This is a genomic window from Bdellovibrio sp. CKG001 (assembly GCF_055397465.1).
Genome location: NZ_AP029173.1, coordinates 3335211 through 3361762 on the forward strand (window position 1 = coordinate 3335211; position 26552 = coordinate 3361762).

The 26552-nt window shown below is 49.6% G+C and carries 26 protein-coding genes; 18 read left to right on the top strand and 8 right to left on the bottom strand.

Translation table 11 applies throughout. The annotated features are described in order from the left end of the window. The first annotated feature begins 120 nt into the window (after window positions 1-120). The 5 genes from ACZ50P_RS15705 (at window position 121) to ACZ50P_RS15725 (ending at window position 5043) form a co-directional block, all read left to right on the top strand. Window positions 121-1077, top strand: coding sequence for a hypothetical protein (locus ACZ50P_RS15705; protein WP_464132244.1), 957 nt, complete (start codon window positions 121-123; stop codon window positions 1075-1077). Between the two features lie 83 nt (window positions 1078-1160). Then, window positions 1161-1562, top strand: coding sequence for a rhodanese-like domain-containing protein (locus tag ACZ50P_RS15710; RefSeq protein WP_464132245.1), 402 nt, complete (start codon window positions 1161-1163; stop codon window positions 1560-1562). A gap of 10 nt (window positions 1563-1572) precedes the next feature. Beyond that, complete coding sequence (locus ACZ50P_RS15715) at window positions 1573-2946, top strand: HAD-IG family 5'-nucleotidase (RefSeq protein ID WP_464118685.1); 1374 nt, start codon at window positions 1573-1575, stop codon at window positions 2944-2946. An 88-nt stretch (window positions 2947-3034) separates the two neighbouring features. Next, entirely contained in the window at window positions 3035-3952 is a 918-nt protein-coding gene (locus ACZ50P_RS15720; protein ID WP_464132247.1) for a hypothetical protein, read from the top strand. 89 nt (window positions 3953-4041) lie between these two features. Continuing rightward, window positions 4042-5043, top strand: a complete 1002-nt coding sequence (locus ACZ50P_RS15725) for a hypothetical protein (protein WP_464132249.1) — start codon at window positions 4042-4044, stop codon at window positions 5041-5043. On the opposite strand, the gene ACZ50P_RS15730 is transcribed toward ACZ50P_RS15725, so the two are convergent. The 5 genes from ACZ50P_RS15730 to ACZ50P_RS15750 form a co-directional block, all read right to left on the bottom strand. After that, complete coding sequence (locus ACZ50P_RS15730) at window positions 5044-5754, bottom strand: SDR family NAD(P)-dependent oxidoreductase (protein ID WP_464118688.1); 711 nt, start codon at window positions 5752-5754, stop codon at window positions 5044-5046. It abuts the gene before it with no gap. Between the two features lie 10 nt (window positions 5755-5764). After that, a complete protein-coding gene (locus ACZ50P_RS15735; protein ID WP_464118689.1) occupies window positions 5765-6325 on the bottom strand; it encodes a hypothetical protein in 561 nt (186 codons plus the stop codon). 88 nt (window positions 6326-6413) lie between these two features. After that, the gene (locus ACZ50P_RS15740) at window positions 6414-7148 is read right to left on the bottom strand and encodes a hypothetical protein (RefSeq protein ID WP_464118690.1); all 735 of its coding nucleotides are present in this window, start codon (window positions 7146-7148) and stop codon (window positions 6414-6416) included. Between the two features lie 79 nt (window positions 7149-7227). Next, window positions 7228-7827: a mobile mystery protein B gene (locus ACZ50P_RS15745; RefSeq protein WP_464118691.1), complete on the bottom strand. Its 600-nt coding sequence runs from the start codon at window positions 7825-7827 to the stop codon at window positions 7228-7230. After that, window positions 7824-8300 (bottom strand): mobile mystery protein A, encoded by a 477-nt coding sequence (locus tag ACZ50P_RS15750; protein ID WP_464132251.1) that lies wholly within the window; start codon window positions 8298-8300, stop codon window positions 7824-7826. Before ACZ50P_RS15750 ends, ACZ50P_RS15745 begins: the two co-directional genes overlap by 4 nt. Before the next feature lie 305 nt (window positions 8301-8605). Between ACZ50P_RS15750 and ACZ50P_RS15755 the strand changes: the two genes are divergently transcribed. From ACZ50P_RS15755 to ACZ50P_RS15790, 8 genes are all read left to right on the top strand, one after another. Further along, a complete protein-coding gene (locus ACZ50P_RS15755) occupies window positions 8606-9328 on the top strand; it encodes a DUF2520 domain-containing protein (protein WP_464132252.1) in 723 nt (240 codons plus the stop codon). Window positions 9329-9334: 6 nt separating this feature from the next. After that, on the top strand, window positions 9335-10126 hold the full coding sequence (gene panB / locus ACZ50P_RS15760) for a 3-methyl-2-oxobutanoate hydroxymethyltransferase (RefSeq protein WP_464118694.1): 792 nt from the start codon (window positions 9335-9337) through the stop codon (window positions 10124-10126). After that, window positions 10123-10878 carry a pantoate--beta-alanine ligase gene (gene panC, locus ACZ50P_RS15765; RefSeq protein ID WP_464118695.1) on the top strand — a complete coding sequence of 252 codons (756 nt, stop codon included), beginning with the start codon at window positions 10123-10125 and terminating at the stop codon, window positions 10876-10878. The genes panB and panC overlap by 4 nt, the downstream gene beginning before the upstream one ends. After that, window positions 10865-12136 (top strand): bifunctional phosphopantothenoylcysteine decarboxylase/phosphopantothenate--cysteine ligase CoaBC, encoded by a 1272-nt coding sequence (gene coaBC / locus ACZ50P_RS15770; protein ID WP_464132253.1) that lies wholly within the window; start codon window positions 10865-10867, stop codon window positions 12134-12136. Before panC ends, coaBC begins: the two co-directional genes overlap by 14 nt. After that, the gene (locus ACZ50P_RS15775; RefSeq protein WP_464118697.1) at window positions 12133-12903 is read left to right on the top strand and encodes a type III pantothenate kinase; all 771 of its coding nucleotides are present in this window, start codon (window positions 12133-12135) and stop codon (window positions 12901-12903) included. The genes coaBC and ACZ50P_RS15775 overlap by 4 nt, the downstream gene beginning before the upstream one ends. A gap of 10 nt (window positions 12904-12913) precedes the next feature. Beyond that, window positions 12914-13288: an aspartate 1-decarboxylase gene (gene panD / locus ACZ50P_RS15780; RefSeq protein WP_464118698.1), complete on the top strand. Its 375-nt coding sequence runs from the start codon at window positions 12914-12916 to the stop codon at window positions 13286-13288. A gap of 113 nt (window positions 13289-13401) precedes the next feature. Then, entirely contained in the window at window positions 13402-15234 is a 1833-nt protein-coding gene (locus ACZ50P_RS15785) for an ATP-binding cassette domain-containing protein (protein ID WP_464132255.1), read from the top strand. Window positions 15235-15248: 14 nt separating this feature from the next. Then, window positions 15249-16067: a DUF2799 domain-containing protein gene (locus tag ACZ50P_RS15790; RefSeq protein ID WP_464132257.1), complete on the top strand. Its 819-nt coding sequence runs from the start codon at window positions 15249-15251 to the stop codon at window positions 16065-16067. Here the strand turns inward: ACZ50P_RS15790 and ACZ50P_RS15795 are convergent. Together ACZ50P_RS15795 and ACZ50P_RS15800 are read right to left on the bottom strand one after the other, a co-directional pair. Next, window positions 16064-17548 carry a hypothetical protein gene (locus ACZ50P_RS15795; protein WP_464132259.1) on the bottom strand — a complete coding sequence of 495 codons (1485 nt, stop codon included), beginning with the start codon at window positions 17546-17548 and terminating at the stop codon, window positions 16064-16066. The genes ACZ50P_RS15790 and ACZ50P_RS15795 overlap by 4 nt on opposite strands. Before the next feature lie 101 nt (window positions 17549-17649). After that, on the bottom strand, window positions 17650-19179 hold the full coding sequence (locus tag ACZ50P_RS15800) for an ABC-F family ATP-binding cassette domain-containing protein (protein ID WP_464132261.1): 1530 nt from the start codon (window positions 19177-19179) through the stop codon (window positions 17650-17652). Window positions 19180-19380: 201 nt separating this feature from the next. On the opposite strand from ACZ50P_RS15800, the gene ACZ50P_RS15805 reads away from it, so the two are divergent. The 4 genes from ACZ50P_RS15805 (at window position 19381) to ACZ50P_RS15820 (ending at window position 24853) form a co-directional block, all read left to right on the top strand. Next, a complete protein-coding gene (locus ACZ50P_RS15805; protein WP_464132263.1) occupies window positions 19381-19983 on the top strand; it encodes an energy transducer TonB in 603 nt (200 codons plus the stop codon). Window positions 19984-20008: 25 nt separating this feature from the next. Further along, window positions 20009-21847, top strand: a complete 1839-nt coding sequence (locus tag ACZ50P_RS15810; RefSeq protein ID WP_464118704.1) for a TonB-dependent receptor plug domain-containing protein — start codon at window positions 20009-20011, stop codon at window positions 21845-21847. A gap of 118 nt (window positions 21848-21965) precedes the next feature. After that, the gene (locus ACZ50P_RS15815; RefSeq protein WP_464132265.1) at window positions 21966-23117 is read left to right on the top strand and encodes a hypothetical protein; all 1152 of its coding nucleotides are present in this window, start codon (window positions 21966-21968) and stop codon (window positions 23115-23117) included. Window positions 23118-23224: 107 nt separating this feature from the next. Continuing rightward, on the top strand, window positions 23225-24853 hold the full coding sequence (locus tag ACZ50P_RS15820; protein ID WP_464118706.1) for a lytic transglycosylase domain-containing protein: 1629 nt from the start codon (window positions 23225-23227) through the stop codon (window positions 24851-24853). 71 nt (window positions 24854-24924) lie between these two features. On the opposite strand, the gene ACZ50P_RS15825 is transcribed toward ACZ50P_RS15820, so the two are convergent. Next, window positions 24925-25542 carry a hypothetical protein gene (locus ACZ50P_RS15825; RefSeq protein WP_464118707.1) on the bottom strand — a complete coding sequence of 206 codons (618 nt, stop codon included), beginning with the start codon at window positions 25540-25542 and terminating at the stop codon, window positions 24925-24927. Window positions 25543-25718: 176 nt separating this feature from the next. On the opposite strand from ACZ50P_RS15825, the gene ACZ50P_RS15830 reads away from it, so the two are divergent. Next, on the top strand, window positions 25719-26519 hold the full coding sequence (locus ACZ50P_RS15830; RefSeq protein WP_464118708.1) for a TIGR02147 family protein: 801 nt from the start codon (window positions 25719-25721) through the stop codon (window positions 26517-26519). Window positions 26520-26552 lie beyond the last annotated feature (33 nt).

The window sequence follows — 26552 nt, forward strand, 5'->3', positions numbered from 1 at the left end:
AGCAACAGCTTCTTCAGGATCGTCTCAACCAGAGACGATCCTGCGAATATTTTCCTACATCTCCTAAACTCTCGTCACATCACTCTTTAATATTTATTAAGAGATTCCGAAGAGTTTGCCATGACTGAACGTACTCTGCCTATCTTGCCATTCTGCTTTGCCTTTCTGCTTTTGTCCTCCTGTACACTGGATCTGAAAAAGGAAGACGGCAGCAAAAACCCTGATGATGTCATCGAAGAAACCATCTATTCCTGCCCCGAAAACTATGTTTATGTTCCCGCGCCAGCCGGATCGCCTCCTCCGGGATTCTGTGTGGCAAAATATGAAATGAAAGATGTCGGCTCCGTGGCCACATCCCAGGCTGGAGGCAGCCCCTGGGGTTCCATCAATCGCAGTGATGCCATTGCCGCGTGCCAAGCACTGGGTGCGGATTACGATTTGATTTCGAATGCGCAGTGGAATCAGCTGGCACAGAATCTGGCGTCTGTATCAACGAATTGGAGCTCCGGTGCCGTGGCTTCGGGCGCGCTGAACCGTGGGCACTTTAATGATGACTTCGGATGGCTGCTGGCCGCGGGGGGCGACGATCATCCGTGCTTTGGCTTGGATTTGGACGAGGACTCAACCCCAGACAGCCAAGCCGCCCTGGATGCCGTGTGCAATCCAACGTTATGGCATAAAAACCGTCGCACTCACCAGTTGTCCACGGGAAAAGTCATTTGGGACTTCGCTGGCAATTCCTGGGAATGGACCAAGGACGACTACTCTGCAGGGGCTGCCACTGCGAACACCTACATATCTGAACTGATCTCACAGGCTGATTCTTTCACCACATTGTTCGCGCCACCTTCCAACCTGCTGTGCTCCGACCCCAACTCAAATGACTTCTGTGGAATGGGCCATGCCTGGATCAACGCTCCTGGCGGAGCGGTCACCCGTGGCGGCAGTCTCTACAACGGCACGCAAACAGGGATTTTCTCTGTCGATCTGGATAACAGTGCGTCTTATTCAGCCGCCCATTTGGGCTTCCGCTGCGTTTCTGCGGCCACCCCGGTTCTGCCATCTGCTTCCAATTGATTTTCAGGTCCTAAACCACTTAGGACCTAAATCTGCCCTGCGCCGAGCCGGACTGGTTCTTGCTGTCTTTTCCGGCAGATGTTATGGTTAGAGTCTTGGCTCTGGTGCCGGAGGAAATCATGACAGTGAAATATGTCAGCTTCGATTCAAAAACTGAGAATCCTCATTATGAAGGTGTTTACGATATCGGCCCCGCCGAACTTCTACAAAAGAAGAACGACGTGGTGATGATTGATGTTCGTCAACCCGAAGAATACGTGGGTGAATTGGGTCACGTTGCTGGTTCCTCTTTGATGGTTCTGGACACTCTCCCTGAGCAACTGGGCACTTTGCCGAAGGATAAGACGGTTGTCTTTATCTGCCGCAGCGGAGCCCGCTCTGCCAAAGCCACGGCCTTTGCCAAAATGAACGGATTTGAAGAAGTATTTAATATGCAAGGGGGCATGCTTCTTTGGAATGACCTCCAGCTCCCTACTGAAAGATAAGAAACGAAATATGCCTGGAAAAGTATTTGTTAACAGAACCCTGAATTTGAAAAAAATCCGCTACATCGGCGTGGACATGGACCACACGCTCGTTCGCTATAATAGCGAAAACTTTGAGCGCCTGTCCCACACCACCATGATCGACAAACTGGTGAAACGCGGCTATCCGGAAACTTTGCGCAAGCTGGTTTTCGACTATAACTTTGCGATCCGTGGTCTTGTCATTGACCGTAAAATGGGAAATCTGCTGAAGCTGAATCGCTACACGGCCATTCGCGCCAGCTACCATGGTTTGAAGCCACTGGATTTCAAAAGCCATCAAAAGCTTTACAAATCCACTTATATCGATTTATCCAACTCCGACTATCTGGCGGTGGATACATCCTTCTCCATCTCTTTGGCGAACCTGATTGCCCAAATCGTGGAATTGAAGGACACCGACACGACCAACAAGTATCCTGAATACGCACAGATCGCCGATGACGTGTTGGATGCTTTGGATGAAGCCCATCGCGATGGTTCTTTGAAAGACGTTGTGAAACAGAACCTGGATCACTACATCATCAAGGACCCCACTTTGGTGGCCACGTTGGAAAAGTTCCGCCGTCACGGCAAAAAGATCTTCGTTCTGACGAACTCGGACTTCCACTACACGAAGCTGTTGCTGGATTATGCGATTCAGCCGTTCCTGAAGGAACACAAGTCCTGGGCGGATCTTTTTGAATTCGTGATCACTTTTGCCTCCAAGCCGAAGTTCTTCTATGAAAATCAGAAGTATCTGATTGTAAATCCGGTGGACGGTTCCATGACCAACATGGAAGGCAAACTGACTCCGGGGATCTATCAGGGTGGTAACGCCAAGAAGTTCACATCTGACCTGGGTCTTGACGGGGATGACATCCTTTATGTCGGGGACCATATCTACGGTGACATCCTTCGCTTGAAGAAGGATTGCAACTGGAGAACCGCGATGGTGATCGAAGAGCTGGATGTTGAAGTTGAAAACAACAAAAAGGCCGAACCGATCAATCAGGAAATCGAGGCTCTGATGAAAAAGAAAGAGCCGCTGGAAGATGAACTGACCGACATCATGACCCGCAAGATCGAAAAGGAAGTTCCCGCGAACGAACCGCAGATTGAAACTTTGCAAAAGACAATCTCGGAAATCGACGCTCAAATCAGCCAGCTGATCAAAAAACAACAGGCCATGTACAATGGCAACTGGGGTCAGTTGATGAGAGCCGGAAACGAAGAAAGTTATTTCGCGTATCAACTGGATCGTTATGCCTGCGTTTACATGCAGAAGCTGAGCGACCTGCTGGATCTTTCTCCGCGCACATACTTCCGAGCTCCTCGTCGTCCCTTGGCGCACGAGATCTTCTAAAAGGTTAAGTCACCGACGCATCAAAGCCATCTCTTCGGAGATGGCTTTTTTATTTTCTTTTTCAGATCACGGGACGTACCATTGAGGCATGAATACAAAAGCAATTCTTGCTGTCCTTGTTCTTTTCGGCGTGGCGTTTGGGTCTTACAAGGCGGGCCAGAAATCAATTCCGCAAAATTCCAACCTGGAAGAAGTGAAAAATAAAATCAGTACCGATCTGGTGGCTTTGACCCAGAAGGATTTCGAAGAGTATCAAAACCTCAAATCACTGGAAGAACGCTATCAGAAGGCCGACGAGATACTAGGAAAGATCGTCACCGTTTTTTTGGCCGATCTGGGCGTAAAGCTGGCGTTTAAGGCCACCAGCGCCGACACTCTTGAAGGGTCCTGTAATATTTCAACAAGTCCGACAGTGGCGACAGCACAAGCCTCAAGCCCACTCCCGTCAGAACCGACTCCGGCGTCAGCACCCCCCATCGCTCCTGCCAAGCAGGTCAACGAATGGATTGTTCATGAAAAGTCCCTATTGGAAGTTCGCGATGAAAGACAGGCTTTCGAGGACCTGAAGAAAATGGAGATCAAGGATCTTTTTTCTTCTCTTCGCCAAAGCTCAGCTGTCTCTACCAAAAATTCAGAATTCATCCTGGGGGTTTATTCCGGCGAAATCACATTCTTTGATCGTAAAAAACACAAATCCGACTGGCTTATGTCCTGGGATGTACGACTAAGAAATCCAAACAAAGAAGACGCCTTCGCCCTGATCATCCTGACAAACAAGGACAACGGCAAAGTCATCAGCCGTTCACAGACCTCCAGCGGACCGCTGCGCGACTATGTCACGGTTCCGGGCAGCAAGGCCCTGATCGTCAATATTCGCGCTGATGCGGCCTATATTCAGATTTATCCTTTGAATGGAAACACCCAGATCTGGGTGGGCAACGTTTATGAACAAACAAAACTCGGCGAATACGCCATGGTCGGTCAGGTTCGCCTGACAAAACAATAACAATGAGAGCTTTATCCTGTCTCCTTACCTTGTGCTTTGTCTCTTCTGCGGCTCTGGCGCAATCCCTGCCCGTCGGCCTTTATGAAGGCATGATGGCCAATACAGGTGTTGCCACAACCAGATCCAAAGCAGCTTCCTATTACAACCCCAGCCTTCTGCGCCAACGCCAGGACAACGCCTTTAGCCTGAATGGCAACTCGATTGGCTCTATTAATTCCAAAAGCGAAGGCTCGACGTTTTCTTCTTCTCTGGGACTGGCTCCGTCTTATCTGAGCAATCTGGTGGTGGGCGACAGCCTGGTTCACGAGTTCTTTGTCGCCAACACACTGCAAGGCTTGTTTGCATGGGAATCAAACAGCAATGAAAACTCTTTTGATGCCGAAGCGAATATCAACCGAATGGTGTCGGGCTATTCCATGGCCTTCAAATCCATTCCGTTGGCCATCCAATTTTTGGCTCGCTACACCGAAGTTAAAACCTTCGGTGTCAGCGAAAGCTCCTATCCAGCTCAAGACATTTACGTCATTTCAAAAAATAAATCCGATTATAAGAATCTGAACGTGGCTCTGGGACTTTCGACTCATTTTCAGTTTGATCACTACACCTTTGGCGTGAACTTCAATTCGCGAGGATTGTCCTTGTACAATCTAAACAAAGGCACCGCCAAAATATTTACCCATGGCTCGCCCAATCCCGGCGACTTTACGGTGAGCGAAAGCCAGAGCGCCAGAGCCACCGTCACCAACGAAGAAGGCAAACTGCTTATTGGACACGGCTTTAAGATTGGCAATCACGAGTTCTTAACCGATTCGGCCTTCACAGAAGAGTCCGGCAACCTGGATCGCTACACCTTCGCACAAAGCTTTGGCTATCGCTACGGGGCCGCTGACGGCCATCAACTGCTGTGTGGCTTCTCTCACCGGTTTGGATCTGATGTGGACTACTTTGGTCAGAACTTCAACACATCGGTGGGATATTCGTGGAAGACAAGATCCCTGCGGTCTGCGATGGGCTTTTATTATGGCAAAGAAAGCACCACCATTGAAAGCTCCACGGTCGGTGTTATTTTCGGAAGTGAATACGAATATTAGTTACCAACTCAGCGGCTCACCATCGCGGAAGAAGCCGCCGTTCGGGCCCCCTTTGGGAAGAGTCGCTGCCCATAAGATACCTTTAATTCCCTGATCGAGAGAACGATCCGCATTGGGCCCACCCATGTCGGTGCGCACCCAACCCGGAGAAACTGAGTTCACACAGATATCTTCACCCTGCACTTCCGACGCGAAAAGATTGGTCACCATATTCAATGCTGTTTTGGAAATACGATAAGAAGCCGAAGATTTCTGCTTTTCTGACAACTGGGCCATATTGCTGGAAACGTTGACAATACGACCATAACCTTCCTGCTTCATCAAAGGAAAGATCTTCTGTGTTAACAGGAACGGCCCCATCGTGTTCGTGGCAAAGCTTTTTTGCAAAGTGGAGGCTTTGGTCTTAAAGATCGAGGAATTACCTCCATCTTCACTGTCTATCAGGATGCCGGCGTTATTCACCAATACATCGACAAAACCGTACTCGCGTTTGATCGCCTCCACAAAGTCGTGGATGCTTTTTTCCTGCGAAACATCCAGTTTCATCGGAACCACATCCAGACCCTTCATCGTCAAAGTGTTCAAGGTCTTTTGGGCTTTGTCAGGATTTCTCATCGCCATCAGAACTTTGAAACCTCGCTGGGCCATGGCCTCACTTAAAGCCAGACCCAAACCACGATTTGCCCCGGTAATGACAGCGATCTTCTTCATAGACTTTCCTTTATTGAGGACGAGGCACTGGCATTTCTGCCGCCGGGAACAACTCGTTGGTCACCCAGTTTCTTTGAACAATCACACATTCAGACGAAATCACACGCCATCTTTCAACCGGAAAGTGGTACACACTTTCGACCCAACCCCAGCCATTCCAATCAATTGTGCGGCGATGATGATAACCACCATTTCCGTCGCGCACGGATCTGGTTTCGCGATGGAAGGTCAAAAGAGGATAATGCAGCTTCAAAGTGCCTTCTGTGGTCAGTTTGGCCTGTGCGGGTTCATCAAACACGCAGCCATAGTAACCATCGATACTGCGCAGACGCCCCTGCAGGGTTTCGCCAGGCTGAACATCCCCACGCACGGGCATATAGAACTCAAAGAAATAGTCCGAAGGAGCACCGTTGGAATAATAGCTGCGCGTATTCAAAGTCAGCTTGCCATTAAACTCAACGAAACGAACAACCTGATTGCCATCAGCTGTCTGCCAAGGCTGCTCCATCACACTGCGAGCTTCCACAGAAAAACCCGCGAAAAGACTCAAAATAACCAATAACTTTTTCATACTCTTTCCCTTTCAGCAAACGCATGTCAGCCAGAAAAACTGGGGTGGGCCCTCCTGTGGAGGGTGCCCCAGCAGGCACCTTTTGGGTTTAGCGAGGGCTGGCGTTGCGGTTTAGCAGGATGATGTAGTCTTTGGCGCCGGATTGTTCCATCATTCCTGAGTATTTATTTTCTTCAAACTTCTTGCGATACGTTTTGCGTGCAATCTCACGAACCATGCAGCCCAGATGACCTGTTCCCGCAAGATCACGGCCGGCATCCAGTTCACACAGGGGCAGGAAACCTTCTTCCTGCTCGCGCGTCACGGGGAATTTCATCACAGAAAAACTGGTGACGTCGATTTTGTGCTCTTCCTTCAAACGAAGGGCCGGTCCCTTCTTCACAAGTTGCGAAGAATAGATGTAAGGAACTATCGCGGCAACTCTCAAACCCTGAGCTTGCGCATTTTTAATGCCCTCAACAAAGCGATCCATTTCATTTTGGATATCCAGACGCATATTTGAAGCAAAGAGCTCCACGAAGGGAAGCTGCGGATCCACTACGATCACGTCGTACTTGGAACCCTGTTGCTGATTGGCTTCCAAAAAGCCTCTCCACAACTCCAGATCCTCAATTTGATTTGGCGTCACACCCAACAACACCACCGGAGAGCTTTTGATCTCCATGCGAAGGCGCTCATAGACCCCTTTGCCCAACTTTTCCGGAATGTCGACCTGGGAGAATTTAATTTTCGGAATAGATCTTTCCTGAATCTGAAAGTTCATGGAAAAATACACACCCAATGCAACCACGGCAACTGCGCCGACCCAATATAAGTACTTCATAGGTGCGACCATCCTGCATTTCACAGGCTGAGTCCAGCGCCGCGCAATGCGGCAACCCGGGAGTTTCCCGCAAGAGATTTTAAGAGCGAACGAACTCTAAAAGTTCCTTGTAATTTCGACTGTCCGCCAGGCGCAGGCTGCGAATATAGCGGGCCCGGGCCTCTCCATGCTCTCCCAAGGTGCCCATATTCAGATTGCTCCCCCATGTGAACCGTTCATGTCCCAACGAAAACAACAACACATCCGCCATCACTCGCGCCCAACGACCATTACCATTGGGAAAAGGATGAATCCAAACCAGGCGATGATGAAAACGAGCGGCGATCTCATCCATGGGGTAAGTCTCATGCGTGATCTGATACTGAATATCCCCCATCAGCTTATTGATCTCCGAAGGGATCTGAAACCACTCGATACCGATGGACTTATTGGAGGTGCGATAGGTGCCCGCCCACTTCCATACCAGCCCGAACATTTCCCGGTGCAGTTCACGCAGAAATTTTTCTGTCAGAACATTCTTTCTTCTGCGACTGAATGCCCACTGCTCCCCGCGCAGAATATTGTCCTGCTCGACGGCGTTCAGCTCTTTTTGCGTGGAAATATACGTCGGCACCAAACCTGCCAGCTCATTCGGATTTAAAGGGGTCGCCCCAGGTGGGTATTCCAGTTGAAAACTCATGGCTTCCTCCTCCACAGGCGGTTGTCGAGTTTGTTTTTCAGCTCCGTCGCAAGCTCGTGGAAGTGCAGTTCTGTTTCAGCTTTGCCTGCACGCTGCTGCTCAAGCTCCATCGTATGCAGAGTTTTTCCCAGAATTTTTTCAGCGGCCAATTTGGATTGTTCATCCACCATTTTTTCCAAACTGTCTTTGGGCACCAGCGCGTACACCAGCTCACATCCCATGGCATGCGCGGCTCTTTGCAATGTCTCCAGGGTGACTTTCTTTTCGGCTTCCCGCTGTTCCAGCAGACTGACTCCGGATTGCTGAATGCCCATGCGCTCTGCCAGCTGTTGGGAGGTCATTCCCAGCGATTCACGAATGGCCTTCACCCAACCCGATTTGGGATTGATGACCGTGCGAGCTGAGCGGAAAGACTTCAGCTTTTCATCCAAACTTCGTCGTTGTGTTTTGATCAGAGCTTTGTTTGTTCTCATGGTTTTTATTATATCTTATAATAGATTAAAAATACATCTATACATCTATTATAAAATATCAAAAATATATTTATTCATCTATTATAGAATATATTAAATCACCACAGATCACAAAAAGCCCTTTGATTTAAAGTATTTACTTTAAAATGCCACCAAACAGTCGCCAATAACCTCCAAAAATCATGGACTTACGTCTGATCTCAGTTCGGACTCCGAGGCTTTGTTTGGTTGCTATCTGTTAGAATTGTGTTAGGTTGCGACTATTACAGAGGACTTGATCCCTTAAAAGACAGGTACCGAACTATATGAATGCGACAACGACTTTATCTTACTCTTATCTTATTATTGGTGCAGGCCGTGTCGCCCGACATCTCGCACACTATTTCCAACTGCTCAATTTAAATTTCACAACTTGGGATCGCAGCCAAAGCGAATCTGCTTTTCAAAACAAAGCCACCAACGCCACACACCTTCTGGTGGCCATCAGTGACTCGGCCCTGGAAGCCTTCTACAGTGAACATCTCAAAACTTTTGACGACAAAGTGTTGGTGCACTTTTCCGGCGCGCTCTATTTCAAGGGCATGATCGCCGCTCATCCGCTGATGACCTTCGGAAATGATCTTTATGATCTGAAGTCCTACCAACAAATTCACTTTGCCCTGACCGGCTGTGATGAGCTGAGCGAAGCCCTGCCGGGACTTCCCAACTCTTTCTCGTCCGTGTTTGCTTTTGAAAAAGCCCGCTATCATGCCCTGTGTGTTCTGGGTGGCAACTTCACCACCTTATTGATCGGCAAAATGCTTGAAGGCTTCGGTGAAATGAGAATCCCTGCCAGCGCCGCCAGGCCCTACATTGAAAAGGTTGTTGAAAATACACTGGCCAATCCTGGCGAAGCCTTCACAGGTCCGCTGGCGCGCAAAGACGCTGTGACCGTCGAAAAGAATCTTCAAGCCCTGAACAACGATCCTTATCAGGCGATTTACAAAGCCTTCCTTGAAACCCTTTGGCCCGAATATCCACGAAAGTGAGGTCTTATGAAAACCATCCTCGATTTCCATGACAGGAAAGTGAAACAGCAAAAGATCTCCATGATCACCTGCTATGACTATACGTTTGCACGCATTCTGGCTGAAAGTGATATTGACTGCCTGCTGGTCGGTGATTCGTTGGCGATGGTCATGCACGGGCACAAGACCACTCTGAATGCCTCTGTGGACATGATGGCCCTGCACACCGAAGCGGTGGTTCGTGGAGCCGGGGAAAAATTTGTCGTCGCCGACCTGCCTTTCCTGAGCTATCGCAAAGGTCTGACCGCCAATATGAACTACGTTGAAAAGATCATGAAGGCCGGAGCCCACGCGGTAAAACTTGAAGGCGGCGCGGGCAACATTGAGCTGGTTCGCCACCTTGTGGATTCCGGCGTGCCGGTCATGGCACATCTGGGGCTGACCCCGCAGTCTGTAAACCAGCTTGGCGGATTCAAAGTTCAAGGCCGCGACGAAAAAGCCCAGAAAGTTATAAAAGAGCACGCCCTGCAATTGCAGGATGCCGGGGCCTTCTCTGTCGTGCTGGAATGCGTACCTTCTAAACTTGCCAAAGAAATCACAGCGTCCTTGGATATTCCGACTATCGGGATCGGGGCGGGCTCAGACTGCGATGGCCAGGTTCTGGTTCTTCAGGATATGCTGGGCATGAATCAGGGATTCAAACCGAAGTTTGTCAGAACCTTCTTCAATGGTTTTGAAGCCATGAAAGATGCTTTCAATCAGTACCACAAGGAAGTCCACGAAGGCACCTTCCCGACGGAGAAAGAGAGCTACTCATGACAGTCATCCTAAGATCACCCCAGGAGTTCCGCACCTGGAGAAAACAACAAAAAGGTTCTGTGGGTTTCGTGCCTACCATGGGGGCTTTGCACACCGGACACGAAGAGCTGCTAAAACAAGCTCGCAAAAACAACGATGTTGTCGTGCTTTCTATTTTTGTAAATCCCACCCAGTTCAACGACCCTAATGACCTGGAAAAGTATCCCAAAACCTGGGAAGCCGATCTGGCGATGGCCGAAGCCAATAAGGTCGACGCCATCTTTTATCCCCGTTATGACGAAATGTACCCGGACAATTACCGGTACAAGGTGACCGAGAACAGTTATTCAAATCTTTTGGATGGGGCTCACCGCCCGGGTCACTTCGATGGCGTTTTATCCGTGGTGATGAAGCTGTTTAATATCGTGGCTCCCACACGCGCCTATTTTGGCGAAAAAGATTTTCAGCAAATGACTTTGATTCAAGGGATGGTGGAAAGCTTCTTTATGGATCTGGAAATTGTCCCCGTGCCGACGGTTCGGGAAGAAGATGGTCTGGCAAAAAGCTCTCGCAACGTGCGCCTGACCTCCAGCGAGCGCATGAAGGCACCGGCTATTTACAAAGCCATCACGGAAAGCCAGACCGCTGAGGAAGCGGCCGAAAAACTGACTGCCCAAGGATTTATCGTGGACTATGTAACGGATGTGGGAACCCGCCGCTTCGTTGCCGCCAGACTCGGGGACGTGAGGTTGATAGACAATGTCCAAATCTAAAGTCCTCTTTATGATGACAGGCTCTATTGCCTGCTACAAAGCCTGCCACGTGATTTCCCGTCTGGTGCAGAACAACTGTGACGTACAGGTGGTGGCCTCCCCTTCAGCCCTGAAGTTCGTCGGCAATGCCACTCTGGAAGGTTTGACCGGTCGCCCGGTCATCAGCGACATGTATGCCGCGGGCAACGTCATGGATCACATTCACTTGATGAGATGGGCCGATCTGATTCTGGTCGCTCCGGCGACAGCGAACTTTCTAAATAAAGCCGCACAAGGTGTTGGCGATGATCTGCTGCAAACACTGTTTCTGGCCCATGACTTCAAGAAACCTTTCCTGATTGCGCCGGCCATGAACACCAGCATGTATCTGCATCCGGTAACGCAAAAATCTTTGAAAGCCTTAAAAGAAATGGGCTTGCAGATTCTGGATACAGCTTCCGGAATTCTGGCTTGTGGAGAGGAAGGTTGGGGTAAGCTGTTGGAGCCTGATTTGATTCTGAAAATGGCTTTACAGGCTCTTCAACAAAAGCCCGTGGCTGAACCTGGCTCCAGCGTTGCGCCGAAATCAGCCGCCTTGTCCAAAGTAAAGGTTCTAATCACCGCAGGGGGCACCCAAGAACCGATCGACACCGTCCGAGTCATCAGCAACCTCAGTTCCGGTCGTACCGGCATTGCCATCGCGGAATATATGACCGAGATGGGTTTTGATGTGACCTTGCTGCAGGCCCATGGATCACCCAAGTCAGAGCACGTGACCCGTCGGGATCTTTTCGTCAGCTTTGCCACTTTGGATGAAAAGATAAAACATTATCTTTCCAGCGAAAACTTCACGCATGTGATTCACGCAGCCGCCGTCAGCGACTATTCCGTGGATACCATTGAAGTGGATGGTCAGCAATATCGCCCGTTCGAAGTAAAAAAAGTCAGCTCGGATGCAGATTCCATGCACATTCATCTGAAGCGCAATCACAAGATTGTGGATCGCCTGAAGGACTATTCTCAGAATAAGAGCCTGAAAGTGATCGCCTTTAAACTGACCAGTCACGCCAGTCCTGAACAAAGAACTGCCGCAGTGGAAAAGCTCTTTGCCAATTCCAATGCGGACTTCGTCGTTCACAATGATTTAAGCGAAATTGATATTGTTAAACGCACTCACAAGTTCACTCTGCATGACCATCACAGCGCTGTCGCCTGCGACAATCTGGATCAACTGACCAGCGAACTGGTGCGCATTCTTATGCCAAAGGATACCTTATGATTTTATGTCTTGATGTGGGGAACACCCAAATCTATGCCGGACTTTTTGAAAAGGACAAAATGGTTCTTTCTTTCCGCAAAAACTCCAAAAGTGGAGCTTCTTCGGATGAAACCGGCATCTTCCTGCGCACGGCCATTCGGGAAAATGGTTTTGATCCGGCCAAGATCAAACAAATCGCCATCTGCAGTGTCGTCCCGGAAGTGATCTATTCCCTTCGTGGGGCCTGCATGAAGTACTTCAACATCAATCCATTCATCCTGCAGGCCGGTGTGAAAACGGGATTGAAAATCAAGTATCGCAACCCTCTGGAAGTCGGCGCAGATCGCATTGCAAACTCCATCGCCGCGACACATTTGTATCCGGGCAAAAACCTGATTCTGGTGGACCTGGGAACGGCAACAACTTTCTGCGCCGTCACCAAGGACAAAGACTACTTAGGCGGCTCGATCGTGGCCGGCCTTCGCCTTTGCATGGAGGCTCTTGAAAGCAAAACTGCCAAGCTTCCTTCTGTGGAAATCGTTTCCATGCATGAAGCTCTGGGCCGCTCCACCATCGAAAGCATTCAGTCGGGTCTGTATTACGGTCACTTGGGGACCATCAAAGAACTGACAGAAAGAATCACCAAAGAATGCTTCCAGGGTGAAAAACCGACGGTTATCGGCACCGGTGGCTTCTCGTATTTATTTGAAAAAGAAAAAGTTTTTGATGAGATTGTCCCTGATCTAGTACTCAAGGGCATGCTGATCGCGCTTCAACATAACGCTTAAGGAATAATGTATGAATATCTCAATGCTAAGAACCAAAATCCATCGTGCAACTGTGACGGGCGCGGATCTGAACTATGAAGGCTCTGTGAGCATCTGTCCGGATCTGATCAAGGCCTCTGGCCTTCTGATCAATGAACGTGTTGATATCTATAACTGCAACAACGGCGCCCGCTTCTCCACTTACGTAATCAAAGGGAAAAAAGGCGAGATCTGCCTGAACGGAGCCGCCGCCCGCCACGTGCAAAAGGGCGATCTGGTGATCATCTGTTCTTATTGCGGCCTGAGCCTGGAAGAAGGAAAAAAACATGAGCCCACAGTGGTCTTTGTGAATGCAAAAAACAAAGTGACTGAGAAGCGCAAAGAAGACCGCAAAAATAATAAATAGCTTCAATCCAGAAGACAGGAATAAGCCTTCCCGCCTCAGGGAAGGCTCCATTCCGGCACACGGGTGCCTAAGCAGCTTGACCCTGCTGCAAAATTCCTTCAGTTTAGCCCTATATGGGTATCACACTTTTACAACTGCAATCCGGCCACAAAGCCTTTGGCTCCAAAGTTCTTTTCGACGACGCCACTTTCGCCATCAATGAAGGCGAACACGTGGGCGTTATTGGGCCCAATGGCGCCGGAAAATCCACACTTTTTAAGATCCTCGTCGATCAGGAACATTTGGACGAGGGCATCGTCACCAAGTCCCAGCAACTGCGCCTGGGATATCTGGAACAGGAAGCTGACTGGGATGTGGATCAAAAAGTTGAAGACTATCTGGAAAAGAACTGCCTGAAGCCCTTGTGGGAACTAAAGCAGTTTGGTCTGAAGCTGGGCCTGACAGAGGCTCATTTTCAATCGCACCTCAAGCAGCTGAGCGGGGGCTATCGTATGCGCGTGAAGCTTTTGTTCCTGATCGGACAAGAGCCGAATCTGCTGCTGCTGGATGAGCCGACGAACTTTCTGGATCTGGAAACCTTGTTGGTGTTAGAAAACTTCCTGCAGGAGTTTAAAGGGGCCTTTCTATTGATTTCGCACGATCGTGAATTCCTGCGTCGTGTGACGGATCATATCCTTGAAGTGGAATCCGGCGACATTGTGAAATTCCCGGGCAGTCTGGATGACTATTTCGAGCAAAAACAAATGCTGAATGAAATTCTGCAAAAGCAGATTCTAAGCCAGCAGGCCAAACGCAAATCCATCATGGACTTCGTCACCCGCTTCGGGGCCAAGGCCACCAAAGCTCGCCAGGCACAAAGCCGCCTGAAGGCGCTGGAAAAGATGGAAGTCATCGAAATGAAGGCCGCGCCGACTCATTCCCATATTCATATTCCGCCGGCCGTGCCCACGGGAAAAACCATTCTGGAAGTGGAACATGTCGATTGTGGTTATGGCGACAAAGTGATCCTGAAGGACGTTTCACTGCGCCTAGAGCGTGGAAATCACTTGGGTATTGTCGGACTCAATGGCGCCGGAAAGTCCACTCTGCTAAAATCCCTGGGCGAACAGATTCCGCTTGTGAAGGGCTCTATCAAATGGGGCCATCAAGTCAGCTTCTCGTACTTTGCACAACACACCCCGGAGGCTCTGAATCCCGAACACTCAGTCTTGGAAGCCATGGCTTCGGCGGCTCACAAAGAAGTCACGCAACAGGATGTTTTGAATATCGCCGGAAGTTTGCTGTTCTCTGGTGACAATGTTCATAAGAAGGTCAAAGTGCTCTCGGGAGGCGAAAAATCCCGTGTGGCCCTGGGACAGATTCTTTTGCAGAAGTCGCCTTTGCTGTTACTGGATGAACCGACGAATCACCTTGATTTCGACACCGTCGAAGCTCTGACCACGGCCTTGGAAAAGTACGAAGGTACGATCATCACCGTCAGCCATGATCGCGGCTTTATCGGGCGTGTGGCCAACAAGATTCTGGAAGTGAACAATGGTAAACTGACTTTGTATCCCGGCACTTACGATGAGTACGTTTGGAGCTTGCAGAAAGGTTTCTTAGCCGAGCGTCAGACCGAAGAGGTCCACCCGACGCAAAGGGCAATTTCCGCCAAAGAGACGGACAGTCCGAAGTTCAACTACAAAGAAGAGCGCAAGCGCATTGAGACACAGATCAAGAAGGCCCAGAAGCTGATTGAGGATTGCGACAAGAAGATTGCCGATCTTTCCAAAAAAAGAGATTCTATAAATGAAACTTTGATGACTGCGGCCGGCGATAAAGCCGCGGGACTATCCAAAGAGCTGTATGAAATCAGCGGCGCCATCGAGGATCTGGAATCCACGATGTTGCAAGCGATGGAAGATCAGCAAAATTTTGAAGTCGAGCTTAAGGGCCTGATCGGTTAACTAAGGAGTCTGTTTTGAAGTCCGTTTCCAAATCACTGCTAGTTGTTTTGATGTTGTCTGTTGTCGGCTGCACCAGCTATTTCAAAAGAAAGAACTGCGAAGAGATCAACTGGTTTGAACACGGACAGAAAGTCGCCATGCGCGGTCAATGGCTTAACGCCGACAACACCCTGAACGAATGCCGCAAGGTCGAAGCAGACATTCAGGAATCCCAGTTGGATCGAGGTTTCAAAAGTGGCGTCGAGAAGTACTGCTCGGGCCCAAACACTTATCTTATTGGAAAGTCCGGGGATCTTTTTTCCCGCGATCTTTGTGAAGGGTCACAAATCAATGTGCTAGTCGCTGAACACCAAAAAGGTCTTCGTGATTACTGCGCGAAATCCAACGGCTATACGGCAGGGACTTCGGGCAAACGCTATCAGAACGTCTGTCCGAAAGATCTGGAGGCCGCATTCCTGCCTGAATACCGCAAAGGACGTCGCAAGTATGTTCAGTCCCTGATCGAAAGCAAAGACAAACAAGTTCGCAGCATCGACATGGATATCACGGCAAAAAGGAATTCACTGTCCTTTGCCAAGGGCTCTTTGCATATGCTGGAAACCCAGAAAACCAGCCTGGAACACCAAAAAAACTCAGCGTTAAGTTCGAAGCAGTCTTATTTGGTGACACATTTTGAATCTCAGATTCAATCTTTGGATTCCGATCTGTCTCTGAAGCGTTCCGAAGTGTCCAACCTGGAAAGCGATATCAGAAATCTGGAATCCAGCCGCGATAAGCTTAATCAGGAAATCAACAGCCACCGCGAAGAACTTCCCAGCCTGGAACAACCTTAGTTCGGAACGCGGAACCACTCGATAGCGTCGACGTAGGCCTTCGGTTGATAAGCGTTGGCCTGCTCGCTCCAATGAACTTCCCGCCAGCCAAGACTTTTAAAGGACGAACTTTCCACGTCGCGTTTTTGAATGAATTCAAAGACGTTGGAAACCTGTTCCAGCTCCGCCCTCTTCATCAACAGTGACGGCAGGTGGAACTGCACAAAAGCCGTTCCTTTGTTTTCAGCACCAAAACCTTCGGCACCTTCTTTAAGATAGCGGCCATAGTGGACTTCTTTGTTCAAATCACAGTGATCCACCACCAGCAGTTTTTCTGTTTCGTCGGCATAATCCATGACATAGCTGAAGTTGTAGCCGCCACATTTTTCAACGATGGTTCGGGTGGACTTGATTTCACCAAAAGACTTTACCGGAATTGGATACTTGGACGGCAGCATCCATAGATTTTCATTATCCCGCAAGGCAATCTGAATTTTGGGCTGAGCCTTGGCAATCTTCATAAACTGCTTCAGAACCGCAGATTTTTCGGTCAGATCACCATGGGCGATGAACAGAATATCAAAGGACGCCTCGGCAAAAGCATCCTGGAATCCGTTGCCGCGCAGTTCGTTGGTGAAGTTGGCGACAAATACGCGATGAGCTTCCGAGTCTTTAATCGCCTTGGTCTTAGAAACAAACATATTGATGTTCTTAATGGCTTCCGCTGCCTTTAACAGCGTTGTGGTTCTTTCGCCCACGAAGGCCCCACCCACAATGGGCAGTGGCTCGGAATGCTCTGAACGCAACAAGGTCGGGATCATACGGTAGAAGTCAAAACGCTCCTTCATGGAAAGCCCACGGTAGGCATTCACCCAGCTGGTGACCAGCAAGGGACGAAGACTCATTTCCACAACCTGATCTGCCAGAATCTCACTGGCTTCTTCTTTATCCTGACACAAACCAAAGTGCTCAGACTGCTTCCATGAGGAATCACAGTACGCAGGAACTGACTTCAATACATAAGGCCACTTCACTTTGCGCAAAGCCGTTTTCAAGTGAGTGTTCGGATCACCGATATCCAGATCGCCCAAATCCAGATAGACCAGAAAATCGGTGAAGACTTCTTCCATCAAAGCCTGCTGCGCGAAGAAGCCATCGTTGCGTTCACGATACCAAACCTTGGCCAGCGCCTTTTCCAGATGACCCGGAGCTGCCAGCAACTTCTCTCCGATAAAGACATGATGACCTCGAACCTTGAACAGATAAGGTCGGTCCTCCATGATAGTCAGCTGCACCTTTCTTTCAAAAGGCTCGATGCTTTCCAAAAGACGCTCGATCTTTTGAATTCGATAGGTCAGATCCCGGCTTTGTTCGCTGAAGTAAGTACTAAACGGCGTTTCCTTGTTCACGGCACAACGATAAACGGTGTCGGTGGATTGAACCCCCAGCCTGTCGATTCTTTCGACAACCTTGGATTCAATACAGAGCGGCCTTCTTGTCATCTGAACGACAAAAAGGCTAAGTAGGCCAAAACACAGGAAACTAAGGGCGGTCAACCAACGAGCTAACATAACAATCCAGACGGATTGCAAAGGCCGGGCCCTTAACCTAGATCTATCCGGTAACTCACTTCCACGGCCTGCAAGAATTTTTCATCATGCGAAACCACCAGGAGAGCTCCCTTAAAATCGAGCAGAGCTCGTTCCAAAACCTGCAGGCTGTCCAGATCCAGATTATTGGTGGGTTCGTCCAGAATCAGAAGTTGGGCTGCGGGGTCAGACAGAAATATCTTTGCCAATGATGCTTTCAACTTTTCCCCACCACTTAGTTCACACACCTGCCTGTTCACCGTTTCACCCATAAACTGGAAGCGAGCCAGCTGGTTTCGTACCAAGGCCGGATCACGCCGACTCTGCTCCATCACGTTTTCCATAACCGACTGATTCGGGTTCAGTAGCGAGTACTGCTGATCTAAGAGGCGCACCTGCACATCCCCCAGATGACAGACTCCGGTGCTGGCGGACAACTGTATTTGTCCCATCAAAGCTCGGATCAAAGAACTCTTTCCAGCCCCGTTTCTTCCCACCAGAGCCCAGCGCTGGGGGCCCCGCATGGTCCTCGTCAAAGGGTTGGCCCAAAGAAAGTGCTCCTGACCTTCAAAGCGCAAATTGAAATCCTGAAGCTCGAAAATCAATTTGCCGTCGGGGATCTCTGTGCCACTTAAATCCAGCCCCAGATGGGTTTCCATCTTCTGCGACTGAATCAGGGAGTTCAGTTCTTCTTTGGATCTTTCCACACGCTTTTCCTCGCGTGCCTGAATCCTGCCGTGCGTTTCCTGAGCTCGGCGCTTCAATCCTCCCACCAGAATGCGCGGCAGGCCGCCTTTGTCGGCAAGGGCCTGGCCCGCGCGCATGCGCTTTTCCTGGGTGCGCAACTTTTCCTGATGTTCCCGCTCAACTTTCTTTTTATCCCGACGAGCCCGATCGATCCGTTCCGCCAGCAGTTCACGTTCTGCTTCTTTTTGCTCTTCATAAGCCGAGTAGGATCCGCCATAGCTTTGCAAACCCTGACTGGAAAGCTCCCAGATTCCATCGACTTGCTCCAGCAGTTCCCGATCATGGCTGATCACCAACACAGAACCCGCATAGCGGCGGACAAAGTCTCGAATCACTGCGCGCGCCTCACGATCCAGATTGTTGGTCGGCTCATCCAGAATCAAAAGCCCCGCTGCCTGGGAAAGGGCTTCAGCAATCCGCACCCGGGTCCATTCACCACCACTTAGTTCAGTCAGTGGTTTGTCGAGCGCAATGTCTTGCAGTAAAGGTCCCCACACTGCGGGATCCGCCAAGGGACTGTCCCACAAAGCCAAAAGATACTCAGCCACGGTGGTTGCGGGACGCTCCTGCATCTGAGCCAGATACACGACGGCCTGATCCACCAGAAGCTCCCCACTGGTGGCCGCCAATTGTCCTGAGATAATCTTAGCCAGTGTGCTTTTGCCAACCCCATTTGGGCCCACCAAAGCACAGCGCTGAAAATTCCATGTAAATGAAATATCCGAAAAAAGCTTTTCCCCGCGGGGAAGCTCATAACTCAGGGACCTTGCCGTCACCTGAATGAAATGATTTTGCATATTAATATATCCGTCCCTAGCCCGGTGCGGGCCTCAGAGTGTTCTTGGAAAAGGAATAAGACGACGGATTTAATTTCTCATAGACGTCGGGTTTAGCGCCCGACAGTCATAGACTACTACAATTTGTTCCGGCTCACAAGCCCCCCAAACAAAAGCCCCGAAGATTGACTTAAGAAAGATTTGTGAGAAGTTCATAATGTTTTGAAGAAGCTGATTATCTGTCTTTTATTATCATTTGCCTTGCACCTGCTGGCCTTGGGGACCTTAAGGCTTTCCACGCCCTCTTCTCATCCTGAGATCGGAGAAATTGTGGATCTTACTGTCGTCAACCCGGTGACGGCGAATACTCCCGCCGCAGCCGCCTCGGCCCCCGTGGCCGCTCCATCTACTCCTCCGGCTGTTCCCAGTTCCTCCAGCGCACCAACGACCTCGTCTGAAAATCTTGCCGAACACTCTTCCGCCGCAGAATCTGAGATGGGTTCCGACCAGTTCAGTGACGACTCCACCCCCGTCGTGGGCTGGAGTGAAATCACCCGCCTCCCCAAGGTGAAACGTGAAGTGAAAGCTCAATATCCTGCCGAAGCCAAAAGTGCCGGTGTTGATGGTCCCGTTCTTCTTGAAATCCTGATCGACCGCCATGGCCAGGTCCGACAAGTCAAGGTCCTGAGCGGTCCCGGATATGGGTTGAATGAATCCGCCGTGGCAGCGCTGAAGAGTTTTGAGTTTCAACCAGCTTTCAAAGGCAAGGAATCAGTTGCCGTTAAGATCCGTTACACCTATAGATTTAAGCTGGAAGTAAATTAAGTCCGTACGTCTAAAGGAATTCAACGTGAAATACTCTGTTCTTCTTGCCGGCCTGCTTGTTGCGACTATGGTTACGGCTGTGGCCGCTGCTCAGGAATCTATTCCCAGCTTTGAAACCGTGGTCGAAGATGTTGTGTTTAATACATCCAACAAGGTCGTGATCGACGAAAAAACCATCAAAGAATCCCGTGCGCCCAATATCACAAGTCTGCTTTCCAGTCAGGCCAACGTCACGGTTGTCAGCACGGCCTTTCAACCCAATTCAATATTTATTCGTGGTGGTGATTCCAGTCATGTGATGATCATCGTTGACGGTGTTCCTTTTTATGATGCTTCAACAATCCAAAGAACCTTCAATCTGAACTCTTTGGATATCAAATCCGTTCGTCGCATTGAAATCATCAAAGGAGGACAGACCGTCCTTTATGGTGGCCAGGCCCTCAGTGGCGTCATCAAAATCGACACCATTCCGCAGGAGTTCAAAACGAAAACAGGCCTGCAAGTTCAGGCCGGAACTCAGAACTTCCGCGATATTACGGCTGTTCACACCGAAGCTCTGGATGAAACCCACGCTTTTCTGATGCGTGGCCACGGCTCCTGGAAAGATGCAATGTCTCCGGTAGAGGACTCGGATAAAAGCTATGCCCAAAACAACTGGAATGGTGACGCAGCCTATGCCTGGAAGGGCTCGGTCGAAGGGCATCTGAAAACCAGCTTCTTGCAGGACCTCAATTACTCTCCGGGTTCAGACCGCACTTCCAACAGAATTTATGATACGGAAGGGTTTGAAACTTACACTCGTCAATCCGCAGCTTCGGCTCACCTGAAGTTCAATGACCTGGCGTGGGAACCGCGCCTGGCTTTGAGCATGCAAAACAGCTTGCGTAAATACGAATGGCCCGCAACCACTCCCCCGGACATGAACAATCCCACCGGCACTGATCAGCGCTATGGCGCCAATCTGAAAACAGCGCGTGTGGATTTCACTCCCTATAAAGGGGAACAACTGTCCGTGAACGGCGGCCTCAGCTATATCTACGAAGACTTCGTTTACAGAAACAAAGGCACAGAAACCGTGAATAAGTTCAGTGAACAAAGAGGTCTGTTCTTAAAAGCCGACTACACGTGGACACCCGGTTTTGCTGTGGCCGTGGGTGGCCGCCTGGAAAACTGGGACGATCAGGATGCAGTCTCAACTTATCAACTGGGCTTGACCTTGTTTGAAAGAACCAAGCTTGAAGTTGCTTCCGGCTATAAAATTCCGTCTTTGTTCCAACTCTTTTCTTCTTACGGAAACCCGGATCTGAAAACGGAAAAGGCAACTCAGTACAGTCTGATGCAGGAATGGGCTGTTTCAGAAAGACAGAATCTGTCTGTGACCTTGTTCTATGCAGAGTTCAAGGATCTGCTGCAGATCACCGGCACGTTCCCTGCTATGAAGTACAACAATGTCTCCAAATCCAAAACCCGCGGCGTCGACATCACCTACACCATGCGCCCGTTTGAGAATGGAACTTTGATGGCCACCTACGGATATCAGGAGCCACGCGATGTCGACAACGATCGCTGGCTGCTGCGCCGTCCACTGGTGAATGGAAGCCTGAAGTATCTGCAGACACTTGACAGGCACACAGGTTCGATCGAACTCATTGGTGCTGGAACTCGCACAGACTATGGATTCCAATCCGTTCCTACTGTAAACCCAGGCTACGTGATCGCCAATGCGGCTTATTCCTTTGCGTGGACTTCAGATCGCACCGTCTTCACACGGTTGAACAATCTGACCAACAATCGTTACCAAGACACCTACAGCTACCTGGCAGATGGCTTCAACGCCTCTGTGGGAGCGGAGTTCTGGTTCTAGACCTAAGATCAGCGCAAGGGATTTCAAGTCCCTTGCGAATCTCCCGGAACAGGACCATATCGTCATTTGACACAAACTGGCCTTACTTATCAGAGTGTTCTTCATGTAAATTGAAAAAATGAGATCCATTTTACTTGGGGCCCTGGTCTTCTCTCTCCACTCGGTTTGTGGTGCCGCTTCTGATACAGAAGCCGTCATGCCTATTGGAGCCATTCCCAAGAATTCCTCTGTGACCTTAAAACCCGTGAACGAAAACACCCGCTTCGTCAGTCCTCAGTATGAAGGTGGCAGCGGCTTTTTAAAAAAGGTTGAAAACAACAGCCTTTACCAGGTCACTGAAATCAAAGGCACCGACAATTCCTCGGACAGCGCCGACCTTCAGGCTCTGGCTAAGAATTCTAATCTCGTCGTTCAACAAGCAGACCTTACCACCGAATCCGCAACCTGTTCTGGCTCAGGCTCAACCACCAATTGCACCCTGAACACGGACGTTCCCGCTTACAAGACCGGCAGCTTCAACCTGATTGAATGGTTCCTGGGGCTGTTCGGTCTGGGATCACAAAAATCCACAGCCCCCGCCACCAAAGGGGTCGAGGTGAATGAGTCCGTCGCCATGGCCAAAGCCATGACTGAAAAGATTGATAAGACCAACACGATGCTTAACTCCAATACTGGCGGCATCTGTGACGAGAAAAACTTCCCGACAGCTCTTCAAAACGACAAAATGCTGAGCTGCGGATTAAAGCAGGCGATCGAAGCCCTGAAAAAGAATAAAGACAAAGTCAAAGACGACATCTTTATCTTCAATGACTTTTCCAACGGCGGCGTGATGGGTAAAATGTGGATCTTGAACGCCGATGGTTCCATGGCCTCGGTGCTGGATAAAAATCCCCTGTGGGTTTCACGCGGTGAAGGCGGCTTTGGGAATGGCAGAGGATCTTTAAAGACTCCCAATGGCGCCATCATGACCAAGGCCTACAATCCCCCTCGTAGCGGAAACATTCGTGACGGTATCGAACTTGTTGGTCTCGAGCCTGAGAATCAAGATATCCACAGTCGTGGAGTTCTGCTGCATGGTTGGGATCCTTACACACCGACACAAGGTTGTCTGGGAGTTGCGGGCACCTTAGACACCCGCGCGCGAGGCAGAGCCACGTTGGGTTCGGCTCCGCCTTACCTGGATCAACTCAAAAAAAGTGTCCTGAAAGACGGCGGCACCATGATTTACAACTTTACTCCCGCTAAAGCCAAGGCCTGTCAGGGCTCTTAATTTCCATCTCAACCTGAGACACTTTCCCCGCATTTAAACAGGTCCTCATTTTCTTTTGCTTAGGCATCAAAGGGTACACTTAGTGCACTCAACCCTAAGCAAGAGATATGAAAACAAACCGGTTCTCAACTTTATTAATGATTTCAAGCTCCCTGGCCCTGATCGGGGCGGTGGCGGGCTGTTATTTCGATGCCGGTTTTGGTCACATGCTACAAAATGTACAGGCCAGCCCCTCCCCCGTCTCGCAGGAGCACAAAGAGGCGGCGGAGCTATTTATTCAACTTAATGAAAAGCACAATTTCTTTGCCGCCCGCTATAAGGGCTGTCATATCGAACGCAACGAAGTTTTGTGCAAGAGCTTCTATAAAGACAAGAGAGCTTCTGAGAACCCCCAAGATCTGCGCCTTAAAGCCCCTGAAACCGTCAAGCTGATCCGCCAGAAAAAATGGGATAAAATTATTAATAGTAGCGCCTCGGAAGGAATCAAGACCGTCGCGCGCTTGAGCGCCAAAGAACGCCAGCAGCTTTCTGAGCAGGTCACAAAAAAATATGTCTGCCTGTCACCACATGTGATTGCCGCTTTGGCCTTTAAGCTGGAAGAAAAACTTCCCGATCCAAAAGTTCTGAATGAAACAAGAGCCCTTTATGCCCGCGCCATGGAATGTGGATCAGAAAAGGAAATCAGCGAGCTGGGGCTCTATCGCGGCGGTTTGCTTGAAATCTGGCAGAATCAGCCCGAGTCCGCGACTCGTTTCCTGAAAAAGCTTTCGGAAGTTTCCAAGGATGTGGCCCTGACTTCACGGGCTCAGTTCTGGATCAATCATAACGAACGTGAACAGGGAAATGATGTCTCCGAAGGCGCCATGGAAGATCATTTCACCAATTTCCCATTGAGCTATCACATCCTGACTGACTACGCGACAATGGAGGATGGTCCTTACCAAAAAGTTTCAGAACTCCGTGACCAGCGCATTCAGACCCGCAGCTCTTTTGAAGATCTTAATGGGGCGATTCAGTTGGTTGAACACTTCCTTGAAAAGCAAAAGGATGCCCTGGCAAAAAGAACTCTGGAGTTCATCGACTACGCAGAACTGGCGGAGGCAGAACCTGGCTTTCAGCTTTATGTCGCCACTTTGTTGGCAAAGTTCGAGGACATGAATCATCAGCGTTTCACCGTTCTGAGCCGTCTGTTCCAAAGACACCCTCAGTACAAAACACTGAAGAATCTATCTTACTACTATCCCCTGGCATTCTCGGATCTGGTGCTGAAACACCATCGCGATCAGGATCCATTCCTGCTGATCTCTTTGATGAGACAGGAAAGCTCCTTTAATCCCAACACCAAGAGCCCGGTGGGTGCTGCAGGCTTGATGCAGCTTATGCCTCGTACAGCCAGTGACCTGCGCCGCCGTGCTATTTCCGACAAAGAGCTGTTAGATCCGGCGACCAACATCCAACTGGGGTCCCGCTACTTTGCAGCACTGGTCAAAGAGTACAAGAACGACCACATGAAAGCTCTGGCTTCTTACAATGCCGGATCTGGAAATGTTCGCAAGTGGATGAAACGCTATCCTGTGGACAATCCTTTGCTGTTTGTGGACCTGATACCCTTTGATGAAACCCGTGAATACGTCGCTGGTATCCTTAGAAATCGTTACTGGTATTCCAAGCTCTATCCGGAACTGGCCCAAAAGACCGAGATTGCGGGACAAGTATCAGCCCGACAGAATAAGTAGATTCTTTGAGCTGAAAACAACAAAGGCACCTTTCGGTGCCTTTGTTCATTATGATCATTTCACTTTAAAATTTACTTTGCTTGACCAACAGTCACATTCAAACCGTCAGCGACGGCTTCAATCTGCAAACTCAAACGGAAAGCCCCGGTCGTGCGATATCCCATGCTAACAGCCTCCCCACCTTCTGTGGAGTACTTAACATGGCTTCTCAAAGCCACATCCAGATGCAAAACTGTACGACCATCGCGCTTCAACTGATCGCGCTGTTTCTGATTCATGAAATCAATCGTGCGCACGTCGATCGCCACATTCTTATTCAGTGGCGCCAAACGATAGTTCTGCCAAGCAGCGTCCACTACCAAAACCTCTGGAGCCAAACCTTCTACAGAATACACTTTACCATCCAAACCCACGACCGTGGAATTCAGGAACTGCTCTGAGGAAATTTCCTTCCAGCCTTCAGATGTACATTTTAGAAAACCAGGACTGAGGAACAAACGAGTCTCACCGTGGCCAAGATTCACGGCCTGAACACCCTCAAGAACAAAGCCCTTGCTGTTCACATCTTTTTCTTCTTTGCAGTACACAGACATGCCATCAAAGACCTTGCGTGTTTCAACAACATCAGCAGAAGCCGCACCGGCAGAGAAAACAAGAGACAGGAACAAACTCGCAGTAACTTTAAACATAACCCCTCCGAAAACTTGATTGGCCTTTTCTACACCAAAACCCGGCGTTCCGGGCAAGAAAAATCAGAACTTTTTCCACACCCCGTTTCGCGGGAAACACCGCGCCCTGTCTAGTTTTCCTGTGGCTCGCCACTTAAGACTTCAAAGATGCTCTTTCCCCCTCTAAAATTGAATCCATGGAACTTTCAGAAGCCAACCAGTACGTCCTGTCTTTGATTAAGAGCCATTTGGGAAACATTCAAACCCGAAACCCGCAATTTTCACTAAGATCATTTGCTAAAAAAGTGGGGGTCAGCGCCTCAACGCTGTCTCAGGCGCTGCACGGCAAAAGGGTCATGAATAAATCGACCGTAAAAAAAGTTCTCACTGAAATTGCCTCGGCTGACTCGAAAGCATGGGAATGCTTGGAAGCCTTTAAAGACTTCTACCCAGCCACCAAAGCCCCACCCCAGGAAATCCTGGCAAAACGTATCCCCGAAGATGAATTGATGTTCTTTAAAAAATGGTACCACCTGGCGATGGTGACCTTCTTTGATTCCAGTCACTATGACGGCAGCGTTAAGAGCATCTCTGACTATTTCGGAATTTCTTTTGCAGAGGCGCAAGAAGCCGTTGAGCGCCTGAAAAGACTGGGCATCGTCGAAGAACACAAGGACCGCCTTCGCAACACAGCCCAGTTCTACTTTACCGACCGCTCTCGCCTTGCCGACAGCATTCACACCAGCAAGACAGAAGCTTTGAAGAATGCAGTACAAGTTTTAGAAAACCAAACCGCCAAAGAGACCTCGGACTTCAGCATGATGTTCACCGTTTTTGATCCACGCCTTGTGCCCGAAGCGATTGAATATCTTGATAAAATGAAAAAAGGGTTCGTCAAAAAGTTCAAAGGCAAAGGGGACAAAAGCGCCGTTTATCAGCTTTCCATTCAACTCATGCCTTGTGGTGGCGCCCCCGCAGAACTCAATACCTTGGAATAGATAAGTACAGTTGACAGTCCACCTTGGACTTTG